This is a genomic window from Rhizobium sp. A37_96, from assembly GCF_053521765.1.
The window spans coordinates 323,435-342,454 of the sequence record NZ_JBNWDS010000005.1 but is presented as its reverse complement, the minus strand read 5'-3'; the positions used below and the strand labels follow the sequence as shown (position 1 = coordinate 342,454).

Genomic DNA, 19,020 nt, shown 5'->3' with positions numbered 1-19,020 from the left:
AGATCCCACGGCGCGTCAATCAAATACTTAACACATTAACAAAATCGGCAACCGTCTCACTCGTCGCCGATCGACCCGTTCTCCAACTTCAGCGAGGCCAGCTCGTCCAGCATGTCGAGAAGCTTCTCCACGCGCTCCACGCCGAAGCGGGTGTCGATGTCGGCATAGACCTTCAGGCTCTCCGGCATGACGTCCTCGACGATCGCCTGCCCTGCCGCGGTGATCTGCAACAGCACTCTGCGACCATCGGCATCGTCCTTGTGCTTGGTGATGAAGCCGCGCTCCTCCAGCGAGCGGATCATGCGCGTCAGGCTCGGCGCCAGGATGGAGGCCTTGTCTGCGAGCTCCGTGGCATCGAGCTTGCCCGCCTCATGAAGCACGCGAATGACACGCCATTGCTGCTCGGTCACGTCATGCGCCGCCAGAATCGGCCGGAAATGGCTCATGACCGCTTCGCGGGCGCGCAGGAGTCCGATCGCCAGGGAGCGTCGGCGATCCCGCAGCGGTCGCTTGGATTGTGCTTTCGCAGCGTCGGGCTCCGCTGGCTGCCTGACGTCACTGTCTGTTTTGTTTTGCATTTCCACATATTCGCTCAGATTAGGGCCATCACTGATTAACATGAGAATCATTCAGCGCAAGGCGTCGCGCGAATTACAGCCAAACGGAAGTCGATTGTCATTCTCCGATAGGAATGCGTGCAAAGCCGGTTGAAACATCGCCACGAATCCGATGGGATTTGCCGATGACCAAGACGATCCGCATAGCGGCAGCTCTGTTGCTGCGCCCGAATGGCGATACATTGCTCGTGCGCAAGCGCGGCACCACTGCGTTCATGCAGCCGGGAGGCAAGGTGGAGCCGCAGGAGACAGCCGAGGCAGCCCTCGTCAGAGAGCTTTTCGAGGAACTGGGGCTCACCGCGAAGACCGAGGATCTGGCCTTTCTCGGCCGCTTCCAGGCTCCGGCCGCCAACGAGCCGGATCACCTCGTCGTTGCGGATGTATTCCGCCTGCAGGTGACCGACGCCAGGATAACCGCAACAGCCGAAATCGAGGAAGTTCGCTGGGTGTCGCCGCAGCATCCGGAAGACATCATCATGGCGCCGCTGACCGAACACCACATCCTGCCGCACCATCGCCGACAGGACCCATCCTCGGGCTGAAGATTGCGATACCGGGCGGCCGAACAAGCAAAACCAGGAACCGATTTCCCGGTGCCCGGCAGATACGCCGTTTACGAGTAACAAAACGGTCCGTGAATGGCCCGGAACCAGCCGAACGCGCGTGCCATCATGAGAAGATAAGCGGCTTATCCGCTTAGATCGGCCGAAACGGAATCGAGTATTGTGACAAAACGAGAATCAACAATCTTAAACTGCTAAAAAAGCATATTTACTATTAACATAAACCAATGTCATAGAATATCTCAAGTTTCCGCAATTTTTATTGAAAGTAAAACTCACATTGGATACATAAGTAAAAAACATTATATGAGGCCGGAAATGAAAAAGGAAAACAGCGCCAGCCACGAAAGATACATTGAGCTCACAAGCAAGATCGTTTCTGCCTACGTTCTTCGCAATGCCACTGCGCCCGAGGATTTGCCGAGGCTCATCATGGAAACGCATTCGGCACTTACGGGCTCCTTGCAACCGACGTCATCGCTGGAAAAATCGCTCAGGCCTGCCGTGCCGATCAAGAAATCCGTTACTGAAGAATATCTGATATGTCTTGAGGACGGAGGGAAATATAAGTCCCTGAAACGGCATCTTAATACTAAATATGGTCTTAGCCCCGAAGAATATCGGAAGAAATGGGGCTTGCCCGCGGACTATCCCATGGTCTCCGCATCCTATGCGGCGACAAGATCGACGCTGGCCAAGAAGGCTCTTCTGGGCCACGCGAAAAATGCGCCCGAGATTACTCCGGAGCCTGAACGCCCCCGCCGCAAAAGGAGTGCCGGCTGACACGCAGCCGGCTGCGGCAGATCATGGCGTTTCGACCGTCACCGCGTTGACGGTGATGGCGCGGCCGGCGAACCAACCGTTGATCGCGGCCCCGAGACCGAGCAGCACGAACAAGACGGAACTCCAGGCGAAGCTCCCCGTCCAGCCATGGATCATGCCGACGACGAGCGGACCGATCGCGGCGAGCAGGTAGCCGACGAATTGCGCCATGCCGGAGAGATGGGCAGCCACATGCGCATCGGGCGAGCGCAGCACGATGACGGTCAGTGCGACCGCGATCAAACCGCCCTGACCGATGCCCTGGAGCACGGCCCAGAACCAGACCATCCAGAGGGGAGCAAAGAGCAGCCCCAGGAGAGCAACGACCGCGATCACGCAGAGAGCGACGTTGATAACGCGCTGGTCCTTCCCCTTGACGGCGATATGCGGCGCGACGAGGCAAGCTGCTGCCTGCACCATGACCGAGACCGATACGATCGCGCCCGCCGTCACGCCATCAAGTCCTCGCTCGCGCAATATGGGGACGAGCCAGCCGAAGACGCAGTAGGCAAGCGCGGATTGCAGCCCCATGAACAGCGTCACCTGCCAGGCGATACGATCAGTCCAGAGACCGGTGACGCGAAAGCCGCTGCGACGGACCTGGCTGCGCGTTCCGATCACCTGCGGCAGCCAGAGAAGCCCGACCACGAAAGCCGGCAAAGCCCAGGCAGCGAGTGCGCCGCCGAGCGATCCGCCGAGCGCATGCTCGATGGGAAGCGTGAATCCGGCGGCACCCGCCGCGCCGGCACATAGCGCCATCGTGTAGCAACCTGTCATCAGCGCGGCCTTGTCCGGAAAATCGCGCTTGACGACGCCGGGCAACAAAACGTTGCCGATCGCAATGCAGGCGCCGGCCAGCGCGGTCCCGAAGAACAGCAGCGAAACCGAGGAAAAGCCACGCAACGCCGTGCCCAGTCCCAAAAGAAAGATCATGCCGAGCAGGACTCGTTCGGTTCCCATGCGCTGCGCAAGCCTTGGCGCCAGCGGCGAAAACAGCCCCAGGCAGACGACAGGCAAGGTCGTGAGGATGCTGGCGCCGAAGGACGAAAGGCCAAGTCCAGTGCGAATTTCCGGCAGAAGCGCCGACGCGCTCGAGAAGACGGGGCGAAGATTGAAGGAAATGAGCACAAGGCTCAATCCCAGCAAAAACCTGCCGATGGGGGATTTGCCTCCCTGCGCCTGCGGCGTCGGAATTTCATCCGCTTCGGCATCGATCAATTCGATGGAGGCGGGATCTTGCGAAGAGACAGTCATGACATGAGCAACCGATCAAGAGTAGCGACAATGGGGGCCATGAAGCGGCGAACGGCGGCATCGGCCGCTTCGGGATTGCCCGCCTCGATGGCATCGACGATCGCGACATGCGCCTGCATATCCGGCTCGGGAATATCCTCGTCGAGCGTCGCCTCGATGGTTTCGGCAATCGATAGAGAGAAGAACTCGTAGATTTCGATCATTGCCCTGTTCCGCGACGCCGCGACGACAGCCTTGTGGAAGGCGAGGTCACGCTCGACGAACGTGGACTTGTCTCCGCCGGCATAGTTGCCACGGGAAACCAGCAACACGCGCAGTTGCGAAACGACATCCGGAGAGTGGCGAAGGGCGGCGAGCCGGGCGGCCTCGACTTCAAGGGCAAGCCGGGCCTCGAACTGGTCCCTCAATCCGGCGCGGCGCGCCATGTCCAGGGGGCGGCTGACATCCGTGGCCGAGCGCACATAGGTGCCGGACCCTTGCCGCGTTTCCAGATAGCCCTGGGATACCAGCACCCTCACCGCCTCCCGAATCGTGCCGCGGCTGACGGACAGCATCGATGACAGAGAGGCTTCGTTGGGCAGCTTTTCGCCGACAATCCAGCGTCGGGCGGTGATTTCGCTGCGAATTGCCTCGACGGCGGTGTCCGCAAGAGTGGTTTTGGTCAGGGCGCGCATGGTCGAATTCATCAAGTCATCAGATGACTTTACGATTTAGAGGATATATGCCCCTTCGTCAATGGTCGTCCGCATTCATGCCGATTTGGATCTTCCAAGTGGCCGATCAAGCACCTGATTTGCGGAATCACTGCCCTCAATCGCATGTTCCAGTTCGGATTTGGCATGGCCCCCAAAGCACCGAAGCGCGTCGATCACTGGGCGCGCGGGAGCAGCGAAAAACGTTCGAAATCTGCGCTTGTCCCTCCTTTGCTGGCGATCCGCCTCTCCTCGCTCCCTCCCGCGACGAACGCCGGCTGGAGTAAATGTATATACACAAATGCTCCTTCCCCTGTATAAAGCGGCCCCGAGAGTATCCGAATTTTCCCCAGGAGGAGGACACGATGAACGACAGCAACGCAAGCGACGGGCTTGCTGAACGCAGAACAATCGACAGAGTACCGGAGAGTGAGCGGCACGGTTCCCCGCGGGATCAGTTTACGCTCTGGTTTGGAGCCAACCTGCAGATCACCGCGGTTCTGGACGGCGCGCTTGCGGTTGTCTTCGGAGCGGAAGCAATGACCGCAATCGTGGGTCTGGCCGTCGGCAACATTCTCGGCGGCATAGTCATGGCGCTTCATTCGGCGCAGGGCCCCCGCCTCGGCCTGCCCCAGATGATCAGCAGCCGGGCGCAGTTCGGCGTCAAGGGCGCGACCCTTCCGCTGCTGCTGGTCATTCTGATGTATCTCGGCTTTGCGGCGACAGGCACGGTGCTGGCCGGCGAGGCCATGAACCTTCTGCTTGGTTCGTCCAACCCTGCCGTCGGCATGGTCGTCTTCGGCGTGCTCACGGCGGTGATCGCGCTCGTCGGCTACAAGGTCATCCACGTCATGGGCCGCATCGCCACGGTCGTCAGCATCATCGGCTTTGCCTATCTCGCCTATCAGCTGTTCCACCAATATGACATCCACTCGGCCTTCGGCCAAAAGCCGGCGACGGTGGCGACCTTCCTTCTGGCCGTCTCGCTTTCGGCCGGATGGCAGCTGACCTATGCGCCCTACGTTGCCGACTACTCCCGCTACCTCCCGTCGTCGACACCCGATGGCAAGGCATTTTTCTATACGCTTTTCGGCTCCGCGATCGCTTCGCAGCTTGCCATGACATTCGGCGTGCTCGTCGCTGCCCTTGGCGCGAAGTTCCTGTCAAATCAGGTTGGCTTCCTCGGAACACTGGCGGGCGAAGGCGCGGTTCTGGTCTACGTCGTCATCATTTGCGGCAAGCTCACCATCAATTGCCTGAACGCCTATGGCGGCTTCATGGCGATCCTGACGACCTTTACCTCGTTCAGCAACCAGACCCGCATTTCCAGGGGCGCCAGGGCGGTCTACATCGTCGGATTCGTCGCCCTGTCCGTCCTGATTGCAATTCTCGCAAGCGCCGATTTTCTTTCGGCGTTCAAGAACTTCGTCCTGATGCTGCTGGCCGTGTTCGTCCCGTGGAGCGCGATCAATCTCGTCGACTACTACCTCATCTCGAAGGAGAAGGTGGATATTCCGGCCCTCTATGATCCGAATGGTCGCTACGGCGCTTACAATTGGACCGCGCTGGGATGCTATGTCCTCGGTGTCGTCGTGCAAATTCCGCTTCTCAATCAGCCCCTCTACGAAGGACCGATTGCGATCATGCTCAACGACGCCGACATATCCTGGGCGGTCAGCCTCATCGTGACCAGCGCGGTTTACTACCTCCTGCAACGCAACGCGAAGGTGGCGCCGAAGGAGATGATTCTGGACGCGAGAGCTCGAAGCTAGCCCACAGGCCGGAGGTTGCGGCGGTGCATCGCGCAGCCTCCGGTGCGCCTGACGCAATTCCAGGAAAAGCGCGCAGCAATTTCCGCCAGGAACCGTGTAGAAAACAAAGAGATAGAGCGGCTCCGCATTCCATGAAGCGCGGAGCCGTTCTAATTGTGACGCTTGGCCTTCTCGAAGAAGAGCAGCAAGCCAAGTCCCAGCAGACCGGCCGTAGCGCCGATAAGGGCCGTCCCGGAATAGCTGCTGACCGCCGTGCCGATCGCGAAGAGAAGAGCGCTCAAGCCTGCACTCAGGAAGATATTGACCGAGATGAGGGCGCTTCCGAGACCCGGGCGCTCGGCAATCAGATCCTGCAGATAGGTGATGGGTATGCTGATGAGTGCTGCTGCCCCGATTCCGCTGATAAGTGTCAGCGCATAGACATGCCAGGGAGCCGACGCCAATCCGAGCAGGACCAGATAGACGACATAGATAACCGTGCCGATGGCGAGCGCCGTGACATGCGTCATGATGCGTTGGGCACGCCCCCAGACGATGATGAAGATGACCTCGAGAAGGGCAACGATCCCCACGAGGATGCCGATATCGGCAACGGTCCCGTGCGCCGCGCCGGTGACGATGAGCGGCAGAATGGCGCCGTTGACGTGCAGCGTGCTGCTGATCAGCGCGACCGCGATCAGGCGCACGAAGACCGGCGGCGACATGACCTCGCCAAGCGCCGCCAGATAGGAAAGATGGTGCGCCGCCGCCTTGTCGGTGCCGTCCTGACGCGGAAGAAAAACGGCGATCAGTCCGAAGCAGGCCGCGCAGGCAAGGCCGGCGAAGAGATAGGCGGGCAGCATGCTCGCGGAGTTCGCAAGCAGAGCCCCGGTTATCCCGGGCACCAGAACCCAGGAGAGTGAGATCATCGCCCGGACACCGGAATTGACCGTGGCGACATCGTTGCGCTCCATGCCTCGCGTCGCAATCCTGACATTGGCAAAGAGCAGCGAATTGAGGGAGCCGTAGACCGGCAGAAAAAACAAGGCGCTCACAATGAAGGTCGCCTGCGCCGGAATAGCAAAGACGGCGCCGTAGCCGAGCATGCCGAAGATGGCGACGGTCAGCATCATCGGGCGATATTTGCCGAGCCGATCCGCCAGATTTCCAAGGAGAATGCTGACCACGACATTCACCGCGGCCGCGCAGAAGATCAGTGTCGAATACAGCCCGTTGCTGAGTCCGAGTTCGCGGATGCCCACCACCGACTGGTAAGGCGATGTCGCAGCTCCGGCAAAACCAAAGGCAAAGATGGCAAGCATGCTCACCCGAATGGTCGGGTCGCGGAAAACTTCGGGAAGAAGGCGGGTCATTGGCGGGTCGAGGATCTGAGAAATCACCCGTGATCCGGGCGAAGGGCTTGTAGCAGGTTTGCGGCTGCCCGGAACCTGCCAAAGTGAAATAATAGAGGCGGCAAAGGACGTCCTATTTGATGATACCCGATCGGGCCATGACCGCGAGGCCGAAGGCCGCGGCCAGCGAGAATAGCGCCGGAAGGTAGAAGACGTTCGGAAGCCCGAGATAGGCGACACCGACGCCGCCGATACCACCGCCAAGCGCGCTGGCAAGAGCCGAAGAACTCATGAAGATCGCCGAGGCTGTCGCGACCGCATTCGGGAGAAGCCGTTGGGCGACGATCAGGCCGAGGACCATGTAGAGCCCCCAGACTCCACCCATCAGGATCTGACCGGCAAACATGCCCGCGGCCGTCGGCCATGCCGCAAAACATAGGTTGGCCATCACGCCGCAGATCGCGGCGATGCACATCACCCAGAGAATCCCGATCCGCCGCGCCAGCAAGACGCTGAACGGCATCAGCACGAGTTCGATGAACGGCTGTGTTCCGATCACGGATCCCTGGATGGAAGGGTCAAGCTTGAGTTGATCCTGCATGTAAAGCAGCAGGAAGCCATATTTGATCGGCTCGCCCGCATAGACGAGGACGTAAAGCCCGGTAAATGCCAATAGCGGCAGCATCGCCGACCAGCCGACGCGACCGGTCGCCTTGGTCTGCTTGTCCGTTCGCTGCCTGGAGCCGGTCAAGGCACGCATGGTCCCGAGCGGAATAATCTGTGCAAGGAAGCAGATTGCCGTTCCCCAGAACATGGCGCGCAGGCCGATCTGAGCGGCGAACCAGGCGCCCAGGAACGGTCCGATGACCCAGCCAGCCGTCAATGCCATGCGGATAATCGCCACCACGCTGTCGTTCGCGCCCGTACCCCGGGCTTTGAGATCGTCGTGAACGGCAGTGAAAAGCTGCGACGTCGCGGATCCGGAAAAACCCAGGATGACGGTGCCGATCACGAACGGCATCCATGAGGTGGTCGAAAGGGCAATCCCCGCCCATCCGAGAGCCCCGGCAACGGCGCAAAGCCGGAAGAGGCTGAGGCGCCGGCCGGTCCTGTCGGAATAGCTGCCGACGAGATAGCCGGCGACCGGCGCGGTAAGGCCGGTCAGATAATAAAGCCCCGCCACCGGCAAGGACGCGCCAAGCTCCTTCACGAGGAAGAGAACGATCTGCGGCAGCGAAGCCGAGGTGGCAAGCCCGGAGAGAAATAGCGCGAGCGTCGCTCCGCGATAGAGTGGCGAGGCCCATACCTGCCGGAGTGCAGTGGCCCTGCTGGAGGTCGTCAAGGATTGCGCGTCCATAACCCCATGATCCGTCTTAACCGATTATCGAAATGCGTGGTCCGGTTGCGCAGCGCATAACTATCCTGATCGATTGCAGCCAAGCCAATCTTGGCTGCCCGATGGACATCACGCCTTCGTCCGGGGTGCTGCATATCCTTCCGTCAAAGCGGCTTGAGACGCAAATGGTTGCATCGCGCTTTGACCTATCCGGCGCGGATTATCCACATCATTCATCATACCAATCACATTGGCAGGTCTCAGCCGGGCATCGCCCGTGAATAGGCGGCCAGAATGAAGCGTTCCGACTGAAACAGGTATTTCTCCAGCGCTTCGGCGGCATTCGTGGCAGATCCTTCCTCAAGATGCGAAAGGATGGTCGCGTTCTGACCGACATAGGGAGCGTGGAGATATTCCGGATCGCGTATCAGGCCGAACACGAGGCGCAATTCCAGGGAGATCTGCGCGTAGAATGCGGAAAGCCGCGGACTGTCGGCCAGTTCCACGATAGCGGCGTGAAAGGCGATATCGGCGCTGCCGACTTCCAGCCACTCACCGAGATCGCGATGCCGGACCGCAGCATCGACAGCGGCCCGCATCTTGTCAACGCTCGGATGACGGTGATGCGCATTGGCGAGCGCCGAACATTCGATAAGGCGTCGAATATGGAAGATATCCATGATCGTCGTCATGCTCGGCGTGGTTACGAACACGCCGCGATTGGCCTCATGGCGCAGGACGCCCTCTTTCGTCAGCAACCGGAACACCTCGCGCAACGTATTGCGCGAGACCTGCAGCTCCTCGCAAAGAGCAGCCTCGGACAGATGACTGCCCGGCGACAGCGTTCCGTTGATCACCCGCTCGCGAATACGAGCGGCAGTCAGTTCGGCAACCGTCTGGCCGGTTTCCGCCACCGGCATCGGCTCGATGCTCGCGAGATTTGTCTGCTTCATCTGCTCTCCCGGCACTTGCGATCAATCGTCTGCCGATGTCTGCCCGTATCAAGCCTTGCTTGAAAACGAAGTAAGCAATGCCATGCTTGCCCGCAGCTGTCGGAATGTCCCCAGCGGAAAAACCGTTGGACGATTTTGCGCAAACACCTCCCATTTTTAATCGACAAAACGAAAATTGTTGAACAATATAGACCAGATTGTTGTTTGATGCTATCTCGTGCCCTAACAAATATAATGGGAACAACGGACATAGGTGCTCATGAAACGCCTGTTTTGGAGAAAACCTGACCTTGCCAGACGTGAACGGGTGTGGGCGTGAGCATGCCGGTATCCGATCTCGACAACGACCTTGGCGAGAGCTTCCGCCTAGTGAATCCAAAGCGTGACGGCGCTGCCGTCTCGAATACTATGAACGATCTACCCGATACCGAGGTCAACGCATGACGAGTGCTGCAGGCGAAAACAAACCGCTTCTGTCTGTAGCGGATCTGACCGTGCGGTTTGGCGAAAACCGCGTGGTCGAGGGACTTTCCTTGTCGGTCGAACCCGGACGAACGCTCGCGGTCGTTGGAGAGTCCGGATCGGGGAAATCGGTAACCTCGCTTTCGATCATGCGTCTCGCCGATATGATGGGCGCGCGGTTCGAAGCCGGCAGCATCCTTTTCAACGGCAGGGATCTGCTCAAGCTCCCACAGAAGGAAATGCGCTCCATCCGCGGCAAGGAGATCGCCATGATCTTCCAGGAGCCGATGACCTCGCTCAACCCCGTCTTCACCATCGGAGACCAGATCTGCGAAGTCCTGCTGCTCCATGAGAACATGAGCAAATCCGTAGCCATTGCGGAGGCCCGGCGCCTGCTCGAAATGGTGCGCCTGCCGGATGCGGAGGCGCTCCTGAAGCGCTACCCGCATCAGCTTTCCGGCGGTATGCGCCAGCGCGTCATGATCGCCATGGCGCTTGCCTGCCGGCCGAAGCTGCTGATCGCCGACGAGCCGACGACGGCGCTGGACGTAACCATCCAGGCGCAGATCCTCAACATCATGCGGAACCTGCAGAAGGATCTCGGCATGGGCATGATCTTCATCACCCATGACATGGGCGTGGTCGCCGAAATGGCCGACGACGTGGTGGTCATGTGGAAAGGCAAGAAGGTCGAGGAAGGCCCGGTTCGCGAGATATTCGCCGATCCGAAACATCCCTATACCCGTGCGCTTCTCGCCGCAGTGCCCAAGCTCGGCAGCATGGCCGGCCAGGATTTTCCAAAGCGCATGCCGCTGACGGTGCTGGACAGCGGCGAGCCGAAGGTTGTCGGCGAAGAGCGGATACAAAATACCGCATGCTATGACCAGCAGCCGCTCCTGTCGGTGCGTGATCTCTTCGTGCGCTTCGATATAAGAAAGAACATGTTCGGCCAGATCACGCATCGCTGCAGCGCCGTCCAGAAGGTCGCATTCGATATTCATCCAGGCGAGACGCTTGCTCTCGTCGGCGAATCCGGTTCGGGCAAATCGACGATCGGCCGCACCATCCAGCAATTGCAGAAGGCGCGCTCCGGCGAAATTACCTTCAACGGCAAGAGCTTCGCCGCCATGTCGCAAGCCGAGCGCTTCCGGCTGCGGCGCGACGTGCAGTATATTTTCCAGGATCCCTTCGCGTCGCTCGACCCGCGCAAGACCGTCGGCTTTTCGATTGCGGAGCCGATCAACACCCACGGTCTCATCTCCGGCTCGAAGAACGTTCGCCGCAGGGTGGACGAGCTTCTGGAGCGCGTCGGCCTGACCTCTGCCCATGCGGATCGGTATCCGCATGAGTTTTCCGGCGGCCAGCGCCAGCGCGTCTGCATCGCCCGCGCGCTTGCATCCGATCCGAAGCTCATCATCGCCGACGAGGCCCTTTCCGCGCTCGACGTGTCGATCCAGGCCCAGATCATCAATCTCCTCATGGATCTGCAGGCCGAGCGCGCGCTTGCCTATCTCTTCATCAGCCACGACATGGCCGTCGTCGAGAAGATCAGCCATCGCGTCGCCGTCCTCTATCTCGGCCAGATCATGGAAATCGGCAGCCGGCGGCAAGTCTTCGAAACGCCGATGCACGCCTATACGCAACGCCTGCTTTCGGCTGTGCCGATCGCCGATCCGACGCAGGAGCGCCGAACCGCCCTGCTTGAAGGCGAGATTCCCAATCCCGTCCGCCGCGTCGGCGACGAACCACCGATCCTGGCGCACGAGGAAATCGCCTCAGGCCACTTCATCGCCAAGAGCGCCTGAACGACCGTCAACCACCGCACCGATCTGAAGAGGAAACAGGTTCAATGAGAAAAATGACATGGGGATTGAAGACCGCCTTGACGGCGCGCGTCCTGTCGAGCGTCGCCATCAACGCCGCTCCGGCTTTCGCGGCAGGGAAAATGACGGTTGCGTCGCCGCAGGATCCCGGCAGCTGGGACCCGATCGATACGTTTCTGGTCGCATGGGCGGCCGTCTCGACCAATATCTTCGACGGGCTGACCTATCGCGGCCCCGATCTCAAGCTGGTGCCGGGCCTTGCCGAATCCTGGGAAGAGCTCGACCAGGGCAAGCGTATCCGCTTCAAGCTCCGCCACGACGTCAAATTCCATGACGGCGAGCCCTTCAATGCCGAGGCGGTGAAATTCACCTTCGACCGCCTGCTCGGCGAGCAGGGCGCCAAGGGCCCGCAGCGCTCGAACTACACCGCGATCGAAAGCGTCGATATTGTCGACGACTACACGGTCGACATGAAGCTCAAGGCGCCCGATCCGGTGCTGCTGACCAAGCTTGCTGGCTATGGCGCGATGATCGTTCCGCCGAAATACATCAAGGAAAAAGGCGAGGACTATTTCAACCTCAATCCGGTCGGCACCGGCGCCTTCAAGTTCGTTTCCTATTCGCCGAAGGTGAACATCAAGCTCGAAGCCAATCCCGATTACTGGGGCGGCGCGCCGAAGATTTCCGAGCTCGAATACCGCTTCATCAGCGAGCCGGCGACGGCCGTTGCCGAGCTTCAGGCCGGCCGCGTCGATCTCGTCATCCCGCCGACCATTCCGATCGGCATGCTCCCGGTCATCCAGGGCGACTCCAAGCTTGAAATCGCCAGCGTTCCCGGCCCGACGGTCGATGCGCTGCGGTTCAACACCCGTGACGGCATTACCGCCGATCCGCGCGTGCGCAAGGCCATCATCATGGCCGTCGACCGCGACACGATCGTCAAGTCGATCCTGGCGGGCCAGGGGAGCGAGATCGTCAGCTTCCAGAATTCGCTCTCCTTCGGCTACGATCCCGATCTGAAGCCGCTTCCCTATGATCCGGCAGGCGCCAAGAAGCTGCTTGCCGAAGCCGGCGTGAAGCCCGGCGCAGCGCTTCAGCTCGACATTCGCGGCAATGACGCGACCATGAACGAAGTGGCGCAGGTAATCGCGAGCTACCTGCAGATGGTCGGCCTCACCGCCACCATCAAGCCTTACGAAACCAACGTTCTGCTGAACGATATCATCCCGCAGGGCAAGACCGGCGCGCTGTTCCAGCAGAAATGGGGCGGCTGGACCTTCGACTACGACAACACCGCCTATTCGATGTACCACTCCGGCGAAAAGTGGAATCCTTACGAAAAGGACGCGACGCTGGACAAGCTGCTGGAATCCCAGCGTCCGCTCACCGATCGCGCCGAGCGCGAGAAAGTGCTCAAGGACATCGGCAAATACGTTGCCGACAAGGCACTGGAACTGCCGCTCTACAACTCCAATGCGATCTACGGCGTCAGCAAGCGGGTCAAGGGCTTCGTGCCCGCGCCGGATACCCGCATCAAGCTGAACGAAGTCACCGTCGAGTAATCGTCACATGCGGCGCCGCCGGCATTGCCGGCGGCGTCCATCCAGGAACTTTCGGGAAAAGAACGTGGCCGGTTTTCTTATCAAGCGATTGCTGCAGGCGATTTTCGTCGTGATCGCCATCACCCTTCTCGTCTCCTTCGCCATCCGCCTCACCGGCGATCCCGCCCTAATGATGTTTCAGGGCGGCGGCAGCATGACGGAAGAGGACCTCGCGCGCATTCGCGCCGCGCTTGGCACGGACCAACCCTTCATCGTGCAGTATCTCACCTTCCTGAAGGGGCTGCTGACGCTGGATTTCGGCCGCAGCTTTACCGGCGGCACGCCGGTTTCCCAGCTGATCGCCAACGCCCTGCCGGCGACGCTGCTGCTTGCCTTCATCTCCATGGTGGTCTCGATCGCGTTGTCCATTCCGCTCGGCATCAAGGCGGCGACGGCGCGCGGCAAGACGGCGGACCAGATTATTCGCGTTCTCTCGCTCCTCGGCCTGTCCTTCCCGAATTTCTGGCTGGCGTTGATGATGGTCCTGCTGTTTTCCATCACCCTCGGCTGGCTGCCGCCGAGCGGCATGGTCGGCATTTCGAGCTATGTCATGCCGGCCCTGACGATGGGCGTGATCCTGACGGCGACGAATGTGCGTCTGGTGCGCACTGCCATGCTGGAAACGCTGCAGTCGCAATACATCATGGTCGCGCGCGCCAAGGGCCTCAGCGAAAGCAAGGTGCTGTACAAACATGCGCTGCGCAATTGCGCCATTCCGCTCATCACCTATTTCGGCATCCAGTTCGGCGTGCTGCTCGGCGGCATCGTCGTCATCGAGCGCGTCTTCAACTGGCCCGGTCTCGGCACGCTGGCGTTCGACGCCGTCGGCGCGCGCGACTATCCGGTACTGCAGGGCGTCATCACCGTGCTGGCGCTGTTCATCGTCGGCGTCAACCTTCTCGTCGACATCGCCTACGGCCTTGTCGATCCCCGCATCCGCACGGAGTAACGCCCATGGCCGCCACGACTTCAAGCCGTTCGCGTTTCTACAGCTTCGAATTCATAGCCGGCGCGCTGATCACGGTCGTCATCTGCCTTGCCGTGCTGCTCTCCGACGTCCTTTTTCCCGGCGGCGCGGAAAAGATCGACCTGATGGCGAGGCTTGCGAGGCCCTTCGCTAGCCTCGCCCATCCCTTCGGCACAGACCCTCTGGGCCGGGACGTGCTTGCCCGCGTCGTCGCCGGCGGCAGGATATCGCTGACCGTCGGTCTCACCTCCGTCATCGGCGGCGTGGTGCTTGGCGTGCTGGTCGGCCTTGCGGCGGGCTACTATCGCGGCATATGGGATATGCTGCTCATGCGCTTCGCCGACATCCAGCTCGCCATGCCCTTCATTCTTCTGGCGATCACCTTCATCGCCATCGTCGGCGGCAGCCTCACCAACACGATCATTCTGTTGATCGTGTCGCAGTGGGTTCAATATGCCCGCCTGGTGCGCGGCTCCGTGCTCAGCCTGCGCGAGCGGGAGTTCATCCTCTCGGCGCGCGCGATCGGCGTCAAGGACTGGCGCATCATCTTCCAGCATCTGCTGCCGAACCTCATCGGCCCGGTGATCGTGCTGATGACATTGAACATCGCCAACAACATCCTGCTGGAAAGCAGCCTCACCTTCCTCGGACTGGGCGTCGATCCTACCATTCCGAGCTGGGGCGGCATGCTCGCCGACGGACGCACCTATCTGCAAACCGCCTGGTGGGTCAGCCTTTTCCCCGGCGTCGCGATCCTTTTGACCGTGCTCGGCCTCAATCTCCTGGGTGACTGGCTGCGCGACAGCCTCGACCCGACGGGCAGAACGACAAGGTAAGACATCATGACCGTGATTTTCGAGAGAAGTTTTGAGCGCACGCTGTCGCGTCTCGTCGCCGATGCCAAGCCCGGCCAGAAGTTCGAGGCGTGGACCTTCGACGACCGACAAAGCCGTCAGGAGGCGGAGCGCAGGCTGAAGAAAATGGGCGCTCAAGCGCGCATTCGCAGCGCCTACAAGCCGCTGGTCAACGCCTTTATCGAGGAAATCGACCTGCAGGATGTGGATGCGATCGAGATCCGCTATCCGGTGCATCCCAATGCGCCGGAGAACCGCTTCCGGCTTGAAGCCTATCCGCTTGCGGCGATGGTGGGGAAGCGCGAGATCGCCTTCGTTGCAAGAGCCGACAGCGACTTTCATTATGACGTCCTGTTGAAAACCAGCGCCGGCGGCGAGCGCCGATTGAGGGTGCTGGTACCCAATCGCATCCACATCGATGCAGCCGGAGAGACGAGCGTCTCTCCGACCGGCTGGCTCGTGCGCGATGGCAATGCCACGGGCGAACGGCTCCTCACGGACTACGAAGAGCTTTTTGAGGCCACCATCACCGCGATTACCCGCCATGACTGGGGGGCAATGGAGCCCTATTTCGAAGAACTCAATATCCGCGTCGCCCTGCCGGCATCGGATGAGACGTTGCCGCTCGGCGACGAGGTCATGAGCCTGCGGGAAGCGCTGCACGAGGACTTCTACTTTTCACTGCTCGAATTCTTCCAGAAGAAATCCGGCCGGCCGCTTGGCGATCGCGGATTGAAACCGGGACAGATCGTTCCGCAGATCGTGCAATCCGAAGGCGAAATCTTCGCCAAAGTCGAAACGCAACCGCTGTCCTCGCATTACTGGGATGGGCCCGAGCAGCAGCTGGAGACGGCAGCCGAACCTCTGGCCGTGCAGCAGATCGAGGCCGAGCTTAGCAAGATCGGCGGCGACGCATTTGAAGCTGTCACGCGCTCCGGACGCACGGTCATGGCCCGGTATATCAAAGGCGGCGACGCGGCCGTGATGGTCAGTGGCGGGCAGCACGCCAATGAGACGACCGGCGGTGCGGGTGCGCTCCGAGCCGCGCAACGGCTCGCCAAGATCGCTGGCGCCCATTTCACCATCTCGCCGCTGGAAAATCCCGACGGCTATGCGCTGCACCAGCGCCTGCGCAAGGACAGCCCGCGGCACATGTATCATGCCGCGCGCTATACCGCGCTCGGCGACGACCTCGAATATCGCACCGAGGACAATGCCGGCCCCTATCTCTGCGAGAAGAAAATCCGGTTCGAGGCCGAGAGGCGGAGCGGCGCGCAGCTGCATGTCAATCTGCATGGCTACCCGGCCCATGAATGGACGCGCCCGCTCTCCGGCTACGTTCCCCGCAATTTCGCCATGTGGACGCTGCCGAAAGGCTTCTTCCTGATTGCCCGCTATCACGCCGGCTGGGCGGCACAGGCGGAACAGCTTCTGGACAAGGTCACGAAACACCTCGGCACCATTCCGGGGCTTCTGGACTACAACGACCGCCAGATCGCGCTCTACGAAGTCCATGCCGGCGAAACCGGCTTCCGCATCATCAACGGCTTTCCCTGCCTCGCCGATATCGACGACCGCCATACGGTGCCGATGACATTGATTACCGAATATCCGGACGAGACCATCTACGGCGAGGCGTTTGTCGCCGGTCATACGGCACAGATGGAAACCGTGCTTTCGGCCTATCGCGCCTGGCAGGAGATCATGGCGTCGAGTTAAGCGGAACCGGCCCGGGCCGCGCCATGTCGAGAAGCGCGGTCATGGCGCTGGAGGTATAGGCGTCCGAACGGCGCACGAAGAGCGTTTCGACCAGGGAACGCCCGGATGGGAGCTGGTGGATTGCCACCCTGCCCTCTCTATGAGCAGCGGCAACGACACCTTTCGGCAAAAGGGTGACGCCGACGCCGGCCGACACGCAGCTGATGATCGTATCGAGGGAACCGAATTCCAGCGGCTTCGACGTGACGACGCCCATGTCGGCAAGAAGCGACTCCAGCCGCTGCCGATAGGAACATCCGATCTGGAAGACGATGGTCTTCAGATCGGCGATACCGGCCAGGTCTTCCATTGCGCCAATGGCGGGCGACGTAACGAGAACAAGTTCCTCCCGAAAGACCACCTCATGGTCAAGATCGGGATGGCTGACCGGGCCTGCCACGAACGCACCCTCGACCCGGCATGCGACGACATCGTCGATCAGCCTGCGGGTCGTGCCTGTCGTGACGACGAGGCGCACCTGGGGGTAGGTCTTGGCAAATCGGCCCAGCAGCGGCGACAATCGTAGCGCCGTGGTTGTCTCCAGGCTGCCGATCGCGAGCGTCCCGGCCGGAGACCCTTCGTCCAGTGCTGCGGTGCGCGCATCGGCGAGAAGTTTCGCAATGCGGCCGACGAACGGCAGGATCCGCTGTCCGGCCGGCGTCGTCGATACGCCCCTGGCATGCCGCTGAAACAGGCTGACGCCCAATTCCTCTTCGAGTGCCCGGATACGCGCCGTCACATTCGATTGAACCGTGTGCAGCTCCTGCGCCGCCCGGTTCATGCTGCCATGCCGCGAGACTGCCTCGAAAACCCTGAGATCGGATGCGTCCATTGCCTGCATATCTCCTTTTGAGATAACTGCTCTCATAATAATTCAGTTTTTATGATATATCTCGCGGCGTATTCTCTCAAGCACCGACAGTTGAGAGAATTTCCATGACCGACGCGACGACCCATGAAATCGACCGGAACCACCACGGCACCCGGATGGCATGGCGCGCTGTCCTCTCGGCGTTCTGCGCCTGCCTCATCGGCATCGGACTTGCCCGCTTCGCCTATACGCCGCTTCTGCCTGCCATCGTCGACGCGCATTGGTTCGAAGCCTCCGCCGCCGCCTATCTCGGCGCGGCCAACCTTTCCGGCTACCTGGCCGGCGCCTTGCTCGGGCGACCGGTCGCTGCGCGCATCTCCACCGTCCTGACCCTCCGGATCATGATGCTGGCCGCAACCGCGGCGTTCTTCGCCTGCGCTTTCCCGATCAGCTTTCCATGGTTCTTCGCGTGGCGTTTCGCGGCCGGCCTCGCCGGCGGCGCCCTGATGGTATTGGCAGCGCCGGCCGTCCTGCCGCTGGTTCCGCCTTCCCGCCGGGGCCTTGCCAGCGGCGTGATTTTCATGGGCATCGGCGCCGGCGTTGCGCTGTCGGGCACGCTGGTTCCGTTGTTGCTGCAGCAAGGGCTACGTCAAACGTGGCTTGGCCTCGGTGCCTTGTCGCTGCTGCTGACGGTCGTCGCCTGGGCGGGATGGCCACACGACGATGCAATCGACTCGGCACCGGCGCAACATGCTGCGCATCTGCCGAAGCGATGGACGTTACGGGCGCTCTATATCGAGTATGCGCTGAACGCCGCCGGCTGGGTGCCTCACATGATCTTCCTCGTGGATTTCGTCGCGCGTGGTTTGGGAAGCGGCCTGCAGGTCGGCGCGGAATATTGGGTCCTGTTTGGCCTCGGCGCGACCGTCGGCCCCATCCTTGCCGGACATCTCGCGGACCGCACCGGCTTTGCCGCGGCGCTGCGCTTTGCATTTCTCCTCGAGGCCGTCGCCGTCGCCATTCCCGCCTTCGGCCTCGGGCAAGGCTGGCTCATCGTCTCGAGCCTGATCGTCGGCGCATTCGTGACCGGCACGGTTCCCCTGATGCTCGGAAGAATCGCGGAACTGCTGCCGCACCATCCGGCGCAACAGAAAACCGCATGGAGCCTGGCGACCGTATTCTTTGCCCTGTTCCAGGCGGCCGCCGCCTATGGCTTGTCCTTCGTCTTCGCCCGAACCGGTGGAAACTACTACATGCTCTTCTTCATCGGCACCGGCGCCATGGTCCTCGCTTTGGCGATCGATCTCGCCGTCGCGGCCTTCGTCCGCGCCCCACGGGAAAATGCCCGGGCGCCATGAGGCGTGACAGGGAAAGATCGTGGTGGCCGTTGAAATTGAGCCGACA

General features: G+C 61.0%; 16 protein-coding genes. 9 read left to right on the top strand and 7 right to left on the bottom strand.

Translation table 11 applies throughout. The features are described 5' to 3' along the window. Positions 1-56: 56 nt before the first annotated feature. Positions 57-578, bottom strand: a complete 522-nt coding sequence (gene hpaR / locus ACQZ6J_RS17145; protein WP_163985551.1) for a homoprotocatechuate degradation operon regulator HpaR — start codon at positions 576-578, stop codon at positions 57-59. A 164-nt stretch (positions 579-742) separates the two neighbouring features. Between hpaR and ACQZ6J_RS17140 the strand changes: the two genes are divergently transcribed. Next, positions 743-1,159 (top strand): NUDIX hydrolase, encoded by a 417-nt coding sequence (locus ACQZ6J_RS17140; protein WP_449084946.1) that lies wholly within the window; start codon positions 743-745, stop codon positions 1,157-1,159. A 339-nt stretch (positions 1,160-1,498) separates the two neighbouring features. After that, on the top strand, positions 1,499-1,963 hold the full coding sequence (locus ACQZ6J_RS17135) for a Ros/MucR family transcriptional regulator (RefSeq protein WP_163985553.1): 465 nt from the start codon (positions 1,499-1,501) through the stop codon (positions 1,961-1,963). 21 nt (positions 1,964-1,984) lie between these two features. On the opposite strand, the gene ACQZ6J_RS17130 is transcribed toward ACQZ6J_RS17135, so the two are convergent. Continuing rightward, a complete protein-coding gene (locus ACQZ6J_RS17130; protein WP_449084945.1) occupies positions 1,985-3,256 on the bottom strand; it encodes a CynX/NimT family MFS transporter in 1,272 nt (423 codons plus the stop codon). Then, the gene (locus ACQZ6J_RS17125; protein ID WP_449084970.1) at positions 3,253-3,930 is read right to left on the bottom strand and encodes a FadR/GntR family transcriptional regulator; all 678 of its coding nucleotides are present in this window, start codon (positions 3,928-3,930) and stop codon (positions 3,253-3,255) included. The genes ACQZ6J_RS17130 and ACQZ6J_RS17125 overlap by 4 nt, the downstream gene beginning before the upstream one ends. Before the next feature lie 383 nt (positions 3,931-4,313). On the opposite strand from ACQZ6J_RS17125, the gene ACQZ6J_RS17120 reads away from it, so the two are divergent. Next, complete coding sequence (locus ACQZ6J_RS17120) at positions 4,314-5,720, top strand: purine-cytosine permease family protein (protein WP_449084944.1); 1,407 nt, start codon at positions 4,314-4,316, stop codon at positions 5,718-5,720. A gap of 149 nt (positions 5,721-5,869) precedes the next feature. Here ACQZ6J_RS17120 and ACQZ6J_RS17115 read toward each other — a convergent pair whose 3' ends face one another. The 3 genes from ACQZ6J_RS17115 to ACQZ6J_RS17105 all read right to left on the bottom strand — a co-directional run bounded on the left by ACQZ6J_RS17115 (position 5,870) and on the right by ACQZ6J_RS17105 (position 9,340). Continuing rightward, positions 5,870-7,162 carry an MFS transporter gene (locus ACQZ6J_RS17115; protein WP_449084969.1) on the bottom strand — a complete coding sequence of 431 codons (1,293 nt, stop codon included), beginning with the start codon at positions 7,160-7,162 and terminating at the stop codon, positions 5,870-5,872. A gap of 22 nt (positions 7,163-7,184) precedes the next feature. Next, positions 7,185-8,408: an MFS transporter gene (locus tag ACQZ6J_RS17110; protein ID WP_449084943.1), complete on the bottom strand. Its 1,224-nt coding sequence runs from the start codon at positions 8,406-8,408 to the stop codon at positions 7,185-7,187. Between the two features lie 239 nt (positions 8,409-8,647). After that, on the bottom strand, positions 8,648-9,340 hold the full coding sequence (locus ACQZ6J_RS17105) for a GntR family transcriptional regulator (protein WP_449084942.1): 693 nt from the start codon (positions 9,338-9,340) through the stop codon (positions 8,648-8,650). A 440-nt stretch (positions 9,341-9,780) separates the two neighbouring features. On the opposite strand from ACQZ6J_RS17105, the gene ACQZ6J_RS17100 reads away from it, so the two are divergent. From ACQZ6J_RS17100 to ACQZ6J_RS17080, 5 genes are all read left to right on the top strand, one after another. Next, positions 9,781-11,607 carry an ABC transporter ATP-binding protein gene (locus tag ACQZ6J_RS17100; RefSeq protein WP_449084941.1) on the top strand — a complete coding sequence of 609 codons (1,827 nt, stop codon included), beginning with the start codon at positions 9,781-9,783 and terminating at the stop codon, positions 11,605-11,607. Between the two features lie 53 nt (positions 11,608-11,660). After that, entirely contained in the window at positions 11,661-13,187 is a 1,527-nt protein-coding gene (locus ACQZ6J_RS17095) for an ABC transporter substrate-binding protein (RefSeq protein ID WP_449084968.1), read from the top strand. A 64-nt stretch (positions 13,188-13,251) separates the two neighbouring features. After that, positions 13,252-14,175 carry an ABC transporter permease gene (locus ACQZ6J_RS17090; RefSeq protein ID WP_449084940.1) on the top strand — a complete coding sequence of 308 codons (924 nt, stop codon included), beginning with the start codon at positions 13,252-13,254 and terminating at the stop codon, positions 14,173-14,175. A 5-nt stretch (positions 14,176-14,180) separates the two neighbouring features. Beyond that, positions 14,181-15,029 carry an ABC transporter permease gene (locus tag ACQZ6J_RS17085; RefSeq protein ID WP_163985562.1) on the top strand — a complete coding sequence of 283 codons (849 nt, stop codon included), beginning with the start codon at positions 14,181-14,183 and terminating at the stop codon, positions 15,027-15,029. Positions 15,030-15,035: 6 nt separating this feature from the next. After that, positions 15,036-16,766, top strand: coding sequence for a M14 family metallopeptidase (locus tag ACQZ6J_RS17080; RefSeq protein ID WP_449084939.1), 1,731 nt, complete (start codon positions 15,036-15,038; stop codon positions 16,764-16,766). Here the strand turns inward: ACQZ6J_RS17080 and ACQZ6J_RS17075 are convergent. Then, positions 16,750-17,637 carry a LysR substrate-binding domain-containing protein gene (locus ACQZ6J_RS17075; RefSeq protein ID WP_449084938.1) on the bottom strand — a complete coding sequence of 296 codons (888 nt, stop codon included), beginning with the start codon at positions 17,635-17,637 and terminating at the stop codon, positions 16,750-16,752. The genes ACQZ6J_RS17080 and ACQZ6J_RS17075 overlap by 17 nt on opposite strands. Before the next feature lie 104 nt (positions 17,638-17,741). Between ACQZ6J_RS17075 and ACQZ6J_RS17070 the strand changes: the two genes are divergently transcribed. Next, positions 17,742-18,974 (top strand): YbfB/YjiJ family MFS transporter, encoded by a 1,233-nt coding sequence (locus ACQZ6J_RS17070; protein WP_163985565.1) that lies wholly within the window; start codon positions 17,742-17,744, stop codon positions 18,972-18,974. The last annotated feature ends 46 nt before the right edge of the window (positions 18,975-19,020 follow it).

What these genes read in the sequence shown, in the direction of transcription:
- ACQZ6J_RS17105 (WP_449084942.1), bottom strand. Translation starts at nt 9,340, where the DNA reads ATGAAGCAGACAAATCTCGCGAGCATCGAGCCGATGCCGGTGGCGGAA.
- ACQZ6J_RS17120 (WP_449084944.1), top strand. Translation starts at nt 4,314, where the DNA reads ATGAACGACAGCAACGCAAGCGACGGGCTTGCTGAACGCAGAACAATC.
- ACQZ6J_RS17100 (WP_449084941.1), top strand. Translation starts at nt 9,781, where the DNA reads ATGACGAGTGCTGCAGGCGAAAACAAACCGCTTCTGTCTGTAGCGGAT.
- ACQZ6J_RS17070 (WP_163985565.1), top strand. Translation starts at nt 17,742, where the DNA reads ATGACCGACGCGACGACCCATGAAATCGACCGGAACCACCACGGCACC.
- ACQZ6J_RS17130 (WP_449084945.1), bottom strand. Translation starts at nt 3,256, where the DNA reads ATGACTGTCTCTTCGCAAGATCCCGCCTCCATCGAATTGATCGATGCC.
- ACQZ6J_RS17075 (WP_449084938.1), bottom strand. Translation starts at nt 17,637, where the DNA reads ATGGACGCATCCGATCTCAGGGTTTTCGAGGCAGTCTCGCGGCATGGC.
- ACQZ6J_RS17095 (WP_449084968.1), top strand. Translation starts at nt 11,661, where the DNA reads ATGACATGGGGATTGAAGACCGCCTTGACGGCGCGCGTCCTGTCGAGC.
- ACQZ6J_RS17135 (WP_163985553.1), top strand. Translation starts at nt 1,499, where the DNA reads ATGAAAAAGGAAAACAGCGCCAGCCACGAAAGATACATTGAGCTCACA.
- hpaR (WP_163985551.1), bottom strand. Translation starts at nt 578, where the DNA reads ATGCAAAACAAAACAGACAGTGACGTCAGGCAGCCAGCGGAGCCCGAC.
- ACQZ6J_RS17110 (WP_449084943.1), bottom strand. Translation starts at nt 8,408, where the DNA reads ATGGACGCGCAATCCTTGACGACCTCCAGCAGGGCCACTGCACTCCGG.
- ACQZ6J_RS17085 (WP_163985562.1), top strand. Translation starts at nt 14,181, where the DNA reads ATGGCCGCCACGACTTCAAGCCGTTCGCGTTTCTACAGCTTCGAATTC.
- ACQZ6J_RS17080 (WP_449084939.1), top strand. Translation starts at nt 15,036, where the DNA reads ATGACCGTGATTTTCGAGAGAAGTTTTGAGCGCACGCTGTCGCGTCTC.
- ACQZ6J_RS17140 (WP_449084946.1), top strand. Translation starts at nt 743, where the DNA reads ATGACCAAGACGATCCGCATAGCGGCAGCTCTGTTGCTGCGCCCGAAT.
- ACQZ6J_RS17125 (WP_449084970.1), bottom strand. Translation starts at nt 3,930, where the DNA reads ATGCGCGCCCTGACCAAAACCACTCTTGCGGACACCGCCGTCGAGGCA.